General features: G+C 62.9%; 15 protein-coding genes and 1 tRNA gene. 12 read left to right on the top strand and 4 right to left on the bottom strand.

Going from position 1 to position 11,980, the window contains the following annotated elements; translation table 11 throughout:
- Positions 1-133, top strand: a 133-nt coding sequence (locus P3W97_RS07695; RefSeq protein WP_300845417.1) for a flagellin, incomplete at its 5' end; no start/stop codon positions are given.
- A gap of 152 nt (positions 134-285) precedes the next feature.
- Here the strand turns inward: P3W97_RS07695 and P3W97_RS07690 are convergent.
- Positions 286-361: transfer RNA gene (locus P3W97_RS07690), tRNA-Asn, on the bottom strand.
- A gap of 143 nt (positions 362-504) precedes the next feature.
- Between P3W97_RS07690 and P3W97_RS07685 the strand changes: the two genes are divergently transcribed.
- From P3W97_RS07685 to P3W97_RS07675, 3 genes are read left to right on the top strand one after another with little or no spacing between them, the layout of a single operon-like run.
- The gene (locus P3W97_RS07685; protein ID WP_300845415.1) at positions 505-1,701 is read left to right on the top strand and encodes an acyl-CoA dehydrogenase family protein; all 1,197 of its coding nucleotides are present in this window, start codon (positions 505-507) and stop codon (positions 1,699-1,701) included.
- A gap of 12 nt (positions 1,702-1,713) precedes the next feature.
- Positions 1,714-2,862 carry an acyl-CoA dehydrogenase gene (locus P3W97_RS07680; RefSeq protein ID WP_300845412.1) on the top strand — a complete coding sequence of 383 codons (1,149 nt, stop codon included), beginning with the start codon at positions 1,714-1,716 and terminating at the stop codon, positions 2,860-2,862.
- A 57-nt stretch (positions 2,863-2,919) separates the two neighbouring features.
- Positions 2,920-3,855 carry a DUF6279 family lipoprotein gene (locus P3W97_RS07675; RefSeq protein ID WP_300845410.1) on the top strand — a complete coding sequence of 312 codons (936 nt, stop codon included), beginning with the start codon at positions 2,920-2,922 and terminating at the stop codon, positions 3,853-3,855.
- Between the two features lie 67 nt (positions 3,856-3,922).
- On the opposite strand, the gene groL is transcribed toward P3W97_RS07675, so the two are convergent.
- Both groL and groES read right to left on the bottom strand, forming a co-directional pair.
- Positions 3,923-5,557 carry a chaperonin GroEL gene (groL, locus tag P3W97_RS07670; RefSeq protein ID WP_300845408.1) on the bottom strand — a complete coding sequence of 545 codons (1,635 nt, stop codon included), beginning with the start codon at positions 5,555-5,557 and terminating at the stop codon, positions 3,923-3,925.
- A gap of 59 nt (positions 5,558-5,616) precedes the next feature.
- Positions 5,617-5,907 (bottom strand): co-chaperone GroES, encoded by a 291-nt coding sequence (gene groES, locus P3W97_RS07665; protein ID WP_068608443.1) that lies wholly within the window; start codon positions 5,905-5,907, stop codon positions 5,617-5,619.
- Between the two features lie 313 nt (positions 5,908-6,220).
- Between groES and P3W97_RS07660 the strand changes: the two genes are divergently transcribed.
- From P3W97_RS07660 to P3W97_RS07630, 7 genes are all read left to right on the top strand, one after another.
- Complete coding sequence (locus P3W97_RS07660; RefSeq protein WP_300845405.1) at positions 6,221-6,787, top strand: sigma-70 family RNA polymerase sigma factor; 567 nt, start codon at positions 6,221-6,223, stop codon at positions 6,785-6,787.
- Positions 6,788-6,874: 87 nt separating this feature from the next.
- Positions 6,875-7,912: a permease gene (locus tag P3W97_RS07655; RefSeq protein WP_367184608.1), complete on the top strand. Its 1,038-nt coding sequence runs from the start codon at positions 6,875-6,877 to the stop codon at positions 7,910-7,912.
- A 10-nt stretch (positions 7,913-7,922) separates the two neighbouring features.
- Positions 7,923-8,159, top strand: a complete 237-nt coding sequence (locus tag P3W97_RS07650; protein WP_300845402.1) for a thioredoxin family protein — start codon at positions 7,923-7,925, stop codon at positions 8,157-8,159.
- A 20-nt stretch (positions 8,160-8,179) separates the two neighbouring features.
- Complete coding sequence (locus P3W97_RS07645; protein ID WP_300845400.1) at positions 8,180-8,671, top strand: rhodanese-like domain-containing protein; 492 nt, start codon at positions 8,180-8,182, stop codon at positions 8,669-8,671.
- Complete coding sequence (locus tag P3W97_RS07640) at positions 8,664-9,083, top strand: OsmC family protein (protein ID WP_300845398.1); 420 nt, start codon at positions 8,664-8,666, stop codon at positions 9,081-9,083. Before P3W97_RS07645 ends, P3W97_RS07640 begins: the two co-directional genes overlap by 8 nt.
- A 10-nt stretch (positions 9,084-9,093) precedes the next feature.
- Positions 9,094-9,327 carry a DUF2789 domain-containing protein gene (locus tag P3W97_RS07635; RefSeq protein ID WP_300845396.1) on the top strand — a complete coding sequence of 78 codons (234 nt, stop codon included), beginning with the start codon at positions 9,094-9,096 and terminating at the stop codon, positions 9,325-9,327.
- A gap of 13 nt (positions 9,328-9,340) precedes the next feature.
- Positions 9,341-10,288 (top strand): cation diffusion facilitator family transporter, encoded by a 948-nt coding sequence (locus P3W97_RS07630; RefSeq protein WP_300845394.1) that lies wholly within the window; start codon positions 9,341-9,343, stop codon positions 10,286-10,288.
- Positions 10,289-10,301: 13 nt separating this feature from the next.
- On the opposite strand, the gene ychF is transcribed toward P3W97_RS07630, so the two are convergent.
- The gene (ychF, locus tag P3W97_RS07625) at positions 10,302-11,396 is read right to left on the bottom strand and encodes a redox-regulated ATPase YchF (RefSeq protein WP_300845392.1); all 1,095 of its coding nucleotides are present in this window, start codon (positions 11,394-11,396) and stop codon (positions 10,302-10,304) included.
- Positions 11,397-11,528: 132 nt separating this feature from the next.
- Here ychF and P3W97_RS07620 point away from each other — a divergent pair.
- Positions 11,529-11,980 (top strand): NAD(P)-binding protein (locus tag P3W97_RS07620; protein WP_300845389.1); only part of this gene is annotated, 452 nt, incomplete at its 3' end.

The following is an 11,980-nucleotide window of genomic DNA, read 5'->3' as shown; positions in this document are numbered from 1 at the left end:
GCAGTCCGAACTCACCGACTTGGACATGGTCGAGGCCATCTCGCGCTTTCAGACCCAGCAGTTGGCCTACCAGGCCGGTTTGTCCTCGTATGCGCAGGTGCAGCGGCTGTCGCTGTTCCAGTATTTGGCCTGAAGCCGCTCAGTCCGCCATCAAGGAGGGGCGCGGAGCTGGGATGTACTGTTGGCGCCAAGGGAACCAGCCCGCCGGACCCGCTAGCCTTAGAGGTAGGCTACGCGTGTGATAGCTTTCGGTCTGGCCGGCATCACGGTGGCGTGATGGGTTTTTGGCTCCCCGACCTGGGCTCGAACCAGGGACCTACGGATTAACAGTCCGGCGCTCTACCGACTGAGCTATCGGGGATCGGAAAGCCCCGCATTATAGCGACAAAACCGGAGGCTCTGTCCGGCGTCGCCCGTTGGACAGTTGCCCATGACGCAGCCCGCGCTGCTTGCGCACAATCACAGGCTGGCCTCCAGATCTAACCGGTGGCTTTGGGAGCTGGTATGGACTTGCGATTGACCCCCGATGAGAACGCCTTCCGCGATGCGGTGCGCGCCTTTCTGCGCGAGGCGCTGCCCCCCGAATTGGCCACCAAGGTCCGTCAAGGCCTGCGTCTGACGCGCGACGACATGGCGCGCTGGCATGCCATCCTGCACGCGCGGGGTTGGCTGGCCAGTCACTGGCCGCGCGAATGGGGCGGCCCGGGCTGGGGGCCGGTACAGCGCTTCATTTTCGAGAACGAATGTGCGCTGGCTGGCGCGCCGCGCATCGTGCCGTTTGGTGTCAACATGTTAGGGCCAGTGCTGATCCGCTATGGCACCGAGGCGCAGAAGCGCCATTGGCTGCCGCGCATCCTCGATGGGTCGGACTGGTGGTGTCAGGGCTACTCCGAACCCGAGGCCGGCTCGGATTTGGCCTCGCTCAAGACCACGGCGGTGCGCCACGGCGATCACTATGTCGTCAACGGTCAGAAGACGTGGACGACGCTGGGGCACTACGCCAACCGGATGTTCTGCCTGGTGCGCACCGATCGCCACGCCAAACCGCAGGAGGGCATCAGCTTTCTGCTCATCGACCTGGACAGCCCAGGCGTGCAGGTGCGGCCGATCATCACGCTGGACGGCGAGCACGAGGTCAATGAGGTTTTTTTGACCGATGTGCGCGTACCCGTGGACCGTCTGGTTGGCTCAGAGAACCAGGGCTGGACGATCGCCAAGTATTTGTTGACCTACGAGCGCACCAACATCGCTGGCATCGGCTTTTCGGTCGCGGGGCTGGAGCGTCTCAAGGTCATCGCGCGTGCGGTGCACAAGGGTGGGCGGCCACTCATCGAGGATCCGCTGTTCGCCGCCCGGCTCGCGCGGGTGGAAATCGAGCTGGAAAACCTCAAAACCACCAACCTGCGCATGCTAGCGGCGGTGGCCGCTGGCGCTGCGCCTGGGCCACAGAGTTCGCTGCTCAAGATCCTAGGTACACAGGTCAGGCAAGAGATCCTGAGTCTGACCCGTCGCGCCGTGGGCCCCTATGCGCTGCCGTGGATCGAGGCAGCGCTGACGCTGGAGGGCGCCGATCAAGCGCTCGGCCCCGACGGGGCGGCCAGCGCCGCGCCTCAGTATTTCAACCACCGCAAGCTGTCGATCTTCGGTGGCTCCAATGAGATCCAGAAAAACATCGTTGCCAAGACGGTGCTCGGCTTGTGAGGAGGGCCGACCATGGACTTTTCACTCACCGATGATCAGCGCATGCTGGCCGAATCGTTGGACCGCTATTTGGCGCAGCGCTACCCGATCGAGCGTCGGCATGCGGCAGCCGCCACGCCCCAGGGGTACGATGTGGTCCTGTGGGCCGGTTTGGTGGAGCTGGGGGCTGTCGCTGCCTTGTTGCCCGAGTCTGCCGGGGGCTTGGGTGGTGGCGGCTTTGATATCGCCACCGTGTTCGAGAGCGCGGGACGGGCCCTGGTGATCGAGCCCCTGCTCGGGGCCGCGGTGGTGGGGCAGATGCTGGCCCGTGCCGACAATCCGCAGGCCTGGACAGCGTGGCTGGAGCGGCTGGCGGCCGGTGCGGTCGTCGCGCTCGCCCACGAGGAGCCCGATGCCCACTATGAACCCACCCACGTCGCCACGACTGCCCAGCACGACGCCGAGGGTTGGGTGCTCGACGGCCACAAGGCGGTCGTGCCGCACGGCGGCGAAGCTGAAGGCTGGCTGGTCTCGGCCCGGCTATCCGGCGCCGTGCGCGATCCGCAGGGCATTGCGCTCTTCTGGGTGCCGCGCGGTACCCCAGGGGTGTCGGTGCGCGCCTATCCCCGCATCGATGGCGGGGGGGCCGCCGATCTGATCCTGACCGCCGTGCGTGTGCCGGCCGGCGCCCTGGTGGCCGGACCAGTGCGGGCACGCCAAGTGTTGGCGCATGGGCTGGCCTGCGGTGCCTTGGCCCTGTGCGCCGAGGCGCTCGGCGCCATGGAGCGTGTCCTGCGCATGACGCGCGACTATCTGCAGACGCGCCGGCAGTTTGGCCGCCCGATCGGTAGCTTCCAGGCGCTGCAGCACCGCATGGTCGATCTGTGGATGGCGGTCGAGCAATCGCGCTCGGCGGTCATCAACGCTGCGGCGGCCTTCGACGGCGACGACACTTTGGAGCGTGACCGCCTCGTGGCAGCCGCCAAAGCCACCATCGGCCGCGCCGGTGTCCAGGTGGCGGAGGAGAGCATTCAACTGCACGGTGGCATCGGCATGACGTGGGAGCTGCCGCTGTCGCACTATGCCAAGCGCTTGGTCATGATCGACCATCAGTTTGGCGACGAAGACCACCACCTCGCCCGCTTTATCGCGCTGAGCCGCGAGCGGGAGGCGCGCGGCTGACCGACCCGAGGTCTGACCGCCCCGGAACTCCGGTTCGCGCAGCGAGATCCATTTGCCATGCACATTCAGCAACCGCTGCGCCCCGCGCCGCCGCACCGTTGGCGCGCCATGGGGCGTTGGATGGCGGTGGGCGTCGTGGCCGTGGCCGCCGCCGGATGCAGCGTGATCGGGCTGTCCTACAACCGGCTGCCCACCCTGGTGATGTGGCGGCTTGACAGCCTGTGGGACCTGGATGCCGACCAGCGCCAGGGGTTGGACGCGGCCGCCCGCCGCTGGCACCAATGGCACCGCCGCGAGCAGCTTCCCGTCATCGCCGCCCTGTTGCAGCGCTGGCAAACCCTGTTGGTCGGTCCCCTCGACGCCGGTACCGTTTGCCGCGAGGCCGACGCGGTGCGCGCTTTGCTGTACCAGGCCACCGATCGTACGGTCGATGATCTGGCCCGCTGGCTGCCCACCCTGACCGATGCCCAACTGGCCCATTGGCGCGAGCGCCTGGCCGAGGGCGACCGGGAATGGCGCCGCGACTGGGGGGAGGCCGACATCGATCGGGGCGTGCGCCTGAGCCGAACCCGCGAGCGCTTGGAGATGTTTTACGGCCGCCTCGACGAGGCCCAGCGCCGCTGGTTGCGTGAGCGCCTGCGGGCCGTCGATCCTCGCCCCGATCAGGCCTGGGCGGAGCGGCAGCGCCGCCAGAACGACTGGCTGGAAACGGCCCGTCGCCTGCGCGGCCAAGCCCCCGAGCGTGCCGTCGCGGAGGTGCGCGCCCTGTGGGCGCGGACCTGGCAATCGCCCGACCCGGTGCTGGCCGCGCATCAGGCGTCCGTATGGGTTGAGGGCTGTAACTGGCTGGCCGACTGGCACGCCCAGGCCACCCCGGAGCAGCGGGCCCGGGTCGCCAGCCAGTTGCAGGCCTACGAACGCGACATCCGTGCGCTGATTCCCAACGGCAGCCCGCCCAACGTCAGCCTGTCCCGCGCCATCTCCGGGCCATGAATGCAAAAAGCCCGCCAAGCGGTGCCTGGCGGGCCTCATGCAGAGCGTGAATGACCGGGCTGGCCGATTACATGTCCATGCCCATGCCGCCCATGCCACCGGCGGCCGGGGCCGGGGTTTCGGCCTTCGGCGTTTCGGCCACCATGCACTCGGTGGTCAGCATCAGGCCGGCCACGGACGCGGCGTTTTGCAGCGCGGTGCGGGTCACCTTGGTCGGGTCCAGGATACCCATCTCGATCATGTCACCATAGGTGTCGTTGGCGGCGTTGAAGCCAAAGTTGCCCTTGCCTTCCAACACCTTGTTGATCACGCCCGAAGGCTCGCCGCCGGCGTTGGCCACAATCTCGCGCAGCGGCGACTCGATGGCCTTGAGCACCAGTTTGATACCGGCGTCCTGGTCGGCGTTGGCGCCATGCAGTTCACCCACGGCTTGACGGGCACGCAACAGCGCCACACCGCCGCCGGGCACGATACCCTCTTCGACGGCCGCACGGGTGGCGTGCAGCGCGTCTTCCACACGGGCCTTCTTCTCTTTCATTTCGACCTCGGTGGCCGCACCGACCTTGATCACCGCCACCCCGCCGGCCAGCTTGGCCACGCGCTCCTGCAGCTTCTCACGGTCGTAATCGCTGGTGGCCTCTTCGATCTGGACGCGGATCTGCTTGACGCGCGCCTCGATGTCCTCGGCCTTGCCGGCGCCATCGATGATGGTGGTGTTTTCCTTGGCCACCTCGACGCGCTTGGCCTGACCCAGGTCGGCCAGCGTCACCTTCTCCAGTGTCAGACCGACTTCTTCGGCAATGACCTTGCCACCGGTCAGGATAGCGATGTCTTCCAACATGGCCTTGCGGCGATCGCCAAAGCCCGGGGCCTTGACCGCGCAGACCTTCAGGATGCCACGGATGGTGTTGACCACCAGGGTGGCCAGCGCTTCACCTTCGACGTCCTCGGCAATGATCAGCAGCGGGCGACCGGCCTTCGCCACTTGCTCCAGCGCAGGCAGCAGGTCGCGGATGTTGCTGATTTTCTTGTCATGCAGCAGGATGTACGGATTGTCCAGCACCGCCACCTGCTTATCCGGGTTGTTGATGAAGTACGGCGACAGATAGCCGCGGTCGAACTGCATGCCCTCGACGACATCGAGCTCATTGTTCAGGCTCTTGCCATCTTCGACGGTGATGACGCCTTCCTTGCCAACCTTGTCCATCGCTTCGGCAATGATGTTGCCGATCGACTCGTCGCTGTTGGCGGAAATGGCGCCGACTTGAGCAATTTCCTTGCTGGTGGTGGTGGGCTTGCTGATCTTCTTCAGTTCGGCCACCAGTGCCTCAACGGCCTTGTCGATGCCGCGCTTGAGATCCATCGGGTTCATGCCAGCGGCCACGTACTTCATACCCTCGCGCACGATGGCTTGAGCCAGCACGGTGGCGGTGGTAGTGCCATCGCCCGCACTGTCGCTGGTTTTGGACGCGACTTCCTTGACCATCTGCGCGCCCATGTTCTGCAGCTTGTCTTTCAGCTCGATTTCCTTGGCCACGGACACACCGTCTTTGGTCACGGTGGGGGCGCCGAAGGAGCGCTCGAGCACCACATTGCGGCCCTTCGGGCCCAGGGTTACCTTGACCGCGTTGGCCAAGATGTTCACGCCTTCGACCATACGGGCGCGGGCTTCGCCGCCAAACACGACGTCTTTTGCTGCCATTTTTCAGTTTCCTTTGCGAATAGGGGAGATGAGTGTTGTGGGACCGTTGTCGGTCGGGGTCACTTCTCGACGACTGCGAACAGGTCGTCTTCCTTCATGACCAGCAGCTCTTCACCGTCGACCTTGACGGTCTGGCCGCTGTACTTGCCAAACAGCACACGGTCGCCAACCTTGACGCTCAATGGCTTGGTTTCGCCCTTGTCGTTGGTCTTGCCAGGACCGACGGCCAGCACTTCGCCTTGATCGGGCTTTTCAGCGGCGTTGTCCGGGATCACGATGCCCGAGGCGGTCTTGGTCTCGTTTTCCAGACGCTTGACGATCACGCGATCGGCGAGAGGACGAAGTTTCATGCGATCTCCTGTCGAAAAGGACGATGAGAGTAAAAAAAGCGAGACGGCGGCGCGGCTGTTAGCACTCACCGCCGACGAGTGCTAATGATAAGGTCTTCGATCGCGCTTTTCAAGGGGCATGACTCCAAGGGGCATGACTCCGCGCCTTCTTCCCGCTGACGGCGACGCTGACGGCGGTTCGGCCAGGCGGCTTGGCCGCGTGCCGCTGGATCGCTTCCCGGCGGCGCGACGCTGGAGTAAGATATGAGGCTGTCTACAGAGTGCCAGCGAGCGCCGGCCGCGCTCGGCGTCCCGGCATCGCCGCGGCAACGACATGAGCAAGACCGCCGCTTTCGATTGTGTGTCGCGCGCCTGGCAGGCGCACGAGCGCGAGCTTCTCGGGTTCCTGATCCTTCGGACCCAGGATTGCTTTGCGGCTGAAGATCTGCTGCAGGAGGTCTTCCTCAAGGCCATGCGCCAGGGTCCGGGGTTTTGTTCGCTCGACAACCCCAGGGCATGGCTTTTCCAGGTCGCTCGCCATGCGCTGATCGATGCGGCTCGGCTCGCCAAGCCCCATGTCGAACTCAGCGAGGCATTGATCGAATCTCTGCCAGCGGGGCCGGCAGATACCGAGCGTTCGCCCTTGGACGAGTTGGATGCCTGCATCGAGCACCACCTGGCCGCGTTAGAGGCCGAGCAGCGGCAGATCATCACAGCGTGCGATCTCCAAGGACAGACGGTCAAGTCTTACGCGCAGTCCAACGGACTGACTTTGGCGGCAGCCAAGTCACGCCTGCTTCGGGCCCGCCAGCGGCTGCGCGACCGCCTGGTCCGCCACTGCGAGGTCAGGTTCGACGACGCGGGGCAAGTCTGCTGCCACACTCTCCGAACTTCTGGCTGAATCCTTTTGCCGCTTCGCTCGTCATCTTGTCGTTCGCGGCCCGGCGCCCCCATCGCGCCTGGGCATGCAGCACGATGGAGAGCCTGTATGACGACCCTGGTCCTGCGCTGGTCACGGCGCAACCCGCTTTTGTTCCTGGTGGTGGCCGCCCTACTGTGGTGGCTGCTGTACCAATCGCTGATTCCGGCCTCGGAAGCACTGGTGGCGGCGCTGCCGGTGGAGCGCGACAGCCATCTGGGCGGTGCGCTGCAGTTTTTCTTCTACGATACACCCAAGGTTTTGCTGCTGCTGACCGGTGTGGTGTTCGTGATGGGGATGATCAACAGCGCCTTCACGCCCGAACGCACCCGAGCGCTGCTCGCCGGGCGCTCAGAAGGGGTTGCCAACGTCATGGCCGCAACGCTGGGCATCGTCACGCCGTTTTGTTCGTGCTCAGCCGTGCCGCTGTTCATCGGTTTTGTGCAAGCGGGGGTGCCGCTCGGGGTGACTTTTTCGTTCTTGATCGCCGCCCCAATGGTCAATGAAGTCGCACTGGCGCTGTTGTTTGGCCTGTTCGGATGGAAAATTGCCGCACTCTACTTGGGCTTGGGCTTGTCCGTGGCCATCGTGGCAGGCTGGGTCCTTGGGCGGATGAAACTAGAAGCCCATCTGGAAGATTGGGTGCGCGATATGCCGAAAATTGCAACCCACTATGATACAGCGCAGATGACACTGGCCGATCGAGTCCAGGCAGGGTTCGATTCGGTGCGTGAAATCGTGGGCCGTGTTTGGCCCTATATTCTCGCTGGTATCGCTATCGGGGCTGGTATACACGGCTGGGTGCCCCAGGAATTGATGGCCAGTGTCATGGGCAAAGATGCCTGGTGGTCGGTGCCGTTGGCCGTTTTGATCGGTGTCCCGATGTATACCAATGCGGCAGGGGTGATTCCTATCGTTCAGGCTTTGTTGGCCAAAGGTGCAGCGCTCGGCACGGTGCTGGCGTTCATGATGAGCGTGATTGCACTCTCGCTGCCAGAGATGGTGATTCTGAGGAAAGTTTTGAAGGTCAGATTAATTGCAATCTTCATTGCCGTGGTGAGTACTGGCATTTTGATTGTTGGATTGGTTTTCAACAGGGTCTTGTAAGGAGTGGCGTATGAAAGAAATCAAAGTTCTTGGAACGGGTTGCGCAAAATGCAAAAGTACACTGGCCTTGATTGAGCAAGTGGCTCAAGCCAAGGGGGTTGCGGTGAAGCTGGAGAAGGTAGAGGAACTGCGCGACATCATGAGTTTCGGAGTCATGTCCACCCCTGGTGTCGTCATCGACGGCAAAGTCGTGCATGCCGGTGGTGTGCCCAGTCGCGATAAAGTCGAACAGTGGTTAGCCCTTTGAATCCCGCGGGAGGAATGGCTATGACACATTTCCAAACCCTGGAAGAGGCCAAGCAAGTTTGCCCCACGACGGCCCGTCGTATGGCTGAGGAGGGCGCGCTGATGGTGGATGTGCGCGAGCGCTTCGAAGTGGAGCAATTGGCCTTCGATGTCCCTGCGATTGTCAACATCCCGCTCTTTGAGCTGGAGCAGCGCTGGGCCGATTTGCCGATGGATCGGGATGTTGTTTTGGTCTGTTATAGTGGCGAGCGCAGTCTGAAGGCTACCTATTATCTGCAATACCACGGCTATACGCGGGTGTGTAATATGGAGGGCGGCCTAGTCAAATGGCTTCGCAAAGGTTTTCCTGTCATTGGTCAACGATACGACGCTCCAGCGGAAGGTTCATGTTGTTGTGGTGGCAGCACAGAGGTCGCTGAGGCGACCGGCTGTTGCGGGTCTGAGTCATCCAGCTGTGCACCCGAATCGGCATGCTGTGCCTCCGTAACTGAACGAGCTGGGTGTCATGGCTGAGCAAGTCACACGCATGCGGTTTCACATCGAAGCGCGTCGAGTCGATACCCACCACAGCGAAGCTGCATGTAAATCAGCGCGGTTGGTGCTCGATACAGATCTGAATGGTAATCCAGAAGCATTTAATCCTGCTGAATTGCTGCTGACGGCGCTGTCGGCTTGCATGATAAAAGGCATAGAGCGCGTGGCGCCGATTCTAAAATTTGATCTGCGTGGTGTTCGCGTCATCATGGATGGTGTTCGCCAAGATGTTCCTCCTAAAATGGAAAGTATTCGATATGAAATCATTGTCGATACAGATGAATCCGATCGTCGGCTTGCGCTGCTCCACGAGAACGTAAAAAAGTACGGCACGGTATTCAATACGGTGGCGCCAGGGACCGATATCTCTGGCGGCATCCGTCGTTTGTGATGGATCGACCATGGAAAAGCTTGTTTATCGTTTCCACGATCTATTCGCCCAGTTGGGCCTTTCTAATCGTGACGAAGACATCCTTCAATTCATAGCGAACCATCGGCCGCTGGATCCAGAGGTCGATTTGCCCGATGCGCCGTTTTGGTCGCCTGCGCAAGCCAGCTTTTTGCGCGAGGCGCTGGAGCAAGACTCGAGTTGGTCTGAGCTGGTTGACCAACTGAATGCGGCGTTGCGCGAGTAAAGAGGGGCGCCGGGTGGGTTCCGATCATGTGCACAGTCATGCACCTGCTGATTTTGGCAGGGCATTTGCAATCGGTATCGTGCTCAACCTCGCTTTTGTGGGCGCCGAGGCGTACTATGGCTGGAAAGTCGATTCCCTGGCATTATTGGCCGATGCCGGTCACAATTTGAGTGATGTGGCGGGCTTGGTGCTGGCCTGGGCCGGGGCGATGGCAGGAAAATTGCGAGCCAATGCACGCCACACCTATGGCTGGAGAAAGGCCAGCATTCTGGCAGCGTTCGTCAATGCCGTGCTTTTGCTCTTGGCCATGGGAGCCTTGGGCTGGGAGGCTCTCCAGCGCCTCATGTTTTTTGAAGGCACAACCGGACACGAAGGAGCCACGATCATGGTGGTCGCCGGCATCGGGATCGTCGTCAATACGGCAACGGCTTTGTTGTTCGCCCGCGGTCGCGATACCGATCTGAATATCCGTGGGGCTTTTCTACACATGGCCGCCGATGCTTTGGTTTCGGCTGGCGTGGTGGTGGCGGGCGCGCTGACACTGTGGTTGAACTGGGCGTGGTTGGATCCCTTGGTGAGCTTGCTCATCGCGGCCATCATTGTTTGGGGGACGTGGTCCTTGTTCAGACAGTCTTTGCACTTGTTGTTCGATGGGGTGCCCGAAGCCATCGACGGGCAGGCCGTGCATGACTACCTGGCGCGCCTGACGGGTGTGCAGTCGGTTCGGGACCTCCATATTTGGGGTTTGGATACCCAGCATTCCGCGCTCACGGCCCACCTGGTCATCCCCGAGTGGGAGCACAGCGATCGGTTTTTACATGAGGCCGCCGATGCTTTGCACGATCGCTTTGGGATCACGCATTGCACGATACAAATCACGCGTCAACCAACGGCAATGTCGTGTCAAGGGTGGGCAGGGCAAGCCAGTCCATCTCCCCAATCGAGTGGCCACGCAGGGTGACCGGACGTCATACTCAGACGTTGAACAGAAAATTCATCACATCGCCGTCCTTGACGACATAGTCCTTGCCCTCGGCGCGCATCTTGCCCGCATCCTTGGCACCTTGTTCGCCGCCGTAGGTGATGTAGTCTTCGAATGCGATGGTCTGGGCGCGAATGAAGCCGCGCTCGAAGTCGGAATGGATGACGCCTGCCGCCTGGGGGGCCGTGTCGCCGATGTGAATGGTCCAGGCGCGCACCTCTTTTTCGCCGACGGTGAAGTAGGTCTGCAGGCCCAGCAGCTGATAGGCGGCACGGATCAGTCGGTTCAGTCCGGGTTCTTCCAGGCCCAATGCGCGCAAAAACTCCGTGCGGTCAGCCTCGTCCATGTCGGCCAACTCGGCCTCGATCTTGGCGCAGATGGCCACCACCGGGGCCCCCTGACGCTGTGCGTAGGCACGCAACTGATCCAGGTAGGGGTTGCGTTCGAAGCCGTCCTCTGCCACGTTGCCCACGAACATGGCGGGTTTGGCGGTGATCAGACACAGCGGCTTGAGCAGGGCTCGTTCTTCGTCGCTCAGATCCATCACGCGCACGGGTCGGCCTTCGTTGAGGACGTCGCGCACCCGGCCCAGCACGGCCACCATTTTGGCCGCCTCCTTGTCGTTGCCGCTTTTGGCCGCTTTCTGGTAGCGCTGTAGCGCTTTGTCCACTGTGCCCAGGTCAGCCAGGCACAGCTCGGTTTGGATGACCTCGATGTCGGCAATCGGGTCTACCTTGCCGGCCACATGCACGATGTTGGGGTCGTCGAAGCAGCGCACCACGTTGATGATCGCATCCGTCTCGCGGATGTGGGCGAGGAACTGGTTACCCAGTCCCTCGCCCCGGCTGGCGCCGGCCACCAGGCCCGCGATATCCACGAATTCGACGATCGCAGGGACGATTCGCTGCGGCCGGGCAATCGCAGCCAGTTGTTGCAAGCGCGGATCGGGCACCTCGACCACGCCCACATTGGGCTCGATGGTGCAAAAAGGGTAATTTTCGGCGGCGATGCCGGCTTTGGTGAGGGCGTTGAACAGGGTGGACTTGCCGACATTGGGCAGGCCGACAATGCCGCATTGGAGGCTCATGGCGGGGGCAGTGAGTGGGAGTGGAGTGGTCGGGAGTGGCAGGGGGGCGATGTGTGCCAATGCAAACCAAATTTTAGTGGGGGTCACGAGGCGAGGCCGGCAGCAAGCCGTGCCCACGCCTACAATCCTCGCATGACCAAGACCTACGACGTGGCGATCCTGGGGGGCGGCATTGTCGGCCGCACGCTGGCGCTGCTGTTGGCGCGCGAGCGTCTGCGCGTCGCGCTGGTCGAGCGCCCCGCCGCTGCCGGGGGCAGCGCGCCAGACATCCGCGCTTATGCCCTCAACGCCGCCTCGCGCGCGCTGCTCGAATCGGTGCGCGCCTGGCCGGGCGAAGGCGATGCCGTCACGCCCGTACGCCACATGTGGGTGGCGGATGCCGACCCACTGCCCGAGGCGGAGGGCATCGATGCCTTGGCGGCGGTGCACTTCGGCGCCGATACGGCGCCGTCCGACCCGCTGGCATGGATCGTCGATGTGCCGGCGCTGGAAGCGGCGCTGGGGCAGGCGGTGGCCTTTCAGGCCGGTATCGACCGGCTCATCGACGACGCGGGAGCACGGCCGAAGGCCGGCCTCACCGTGAT

The organism is Tepidimonas sp., assembly GCF_029335975.1.
GTDB lineage: Bacteria > Pseudomonadota > Gammaproteobacteria > Burkholderiales > Burkholderiaceae_C > Tepidimonas.
This window is presented reverse-complemented; position numbering and strand designations above follow the sequence as displayed.

Coding starts and splice junctions, on each gene's coding strand:
- P3W97_RS07685 (WP_300845415.1), top strand. CDS start 505: ATGGACTTGCGATTGACCCCCGATGAGAACGCCTTCCGCGATGCGGTG.
- P3W97_RS07680 (WP_300845412.1), top strand. CDS start 1,714: ATGGACTTTTCACTCACCGATGATCAGCGCATGCTGGCCGAATCGTTG.
- P3W97_RS07675 (WP_300845410.1), top strand. CDS start 2,920: ATGCACATTCAGCAACCGCTGCGCCCCGCGCCGCCGCACCGTTGGCGC.
- groL (WP_300845408.1), bottom strand. CDS start 5,557: ATGGCAGCAAAAGACGTCGTGTTTGGCGGCGAAGCCCGCGCCCGTATG.
- groES (WP_068608443.1), bottom strand. CDS start 5,907: ATGAAACTTCGTCCTCTCGCCGATCGCGTGATCGTCAAGCGTCTGGAA.
- P3W97_RS07660 (WP_300845405.1), top strand. CDS start 6,221: ATGAGCAAGACCGCCGCTTTCGATTGTGTGTCGCGCGCCTGGCAGGCG.
- P3W97_RS07655 (WP_367184608.1), top strand. CDS start 6,875: ATGACGACCCTGGTCCTGCGCTGGTCACGGCGCAACCCGCTTTTGTTC.
- P3W97_RS07650 (WP_300845402.1), top strand. CDS start 7,923: ATGAAAGAAATCAAAGTTCTTGGAACGGGTTGCGCAAAATGCAAAAGT.
- P3W97_RS07645 (WP_300845400.1), top strand. CDS start 8,180: ATGACACATTTCCAAACCCTGGAAGAGGCCAAGCAAGTTTGCCCCACG.
- P3W97_RS07640 (WP_300845398.1), top strand. CDS start 8,664: ATGGCTGAGCAAGTCACACGCATGCGGTTTCACATCGAAGCGCGTCGA.
- P3W97_RS07635 (WP_300845396.1), top strand. CDS start 9,094: ATGGAAAAGCTTGTTTATCGTTTCCACGATCTATTCGCCCAGTTGGGC.
- ychF (WP_300845392.1), bottom strand. CDS start 11,396: ATGAGCCTCCAATGCGGCATTGTCGGCCTGCCCAATGTCGGCAAGTCC.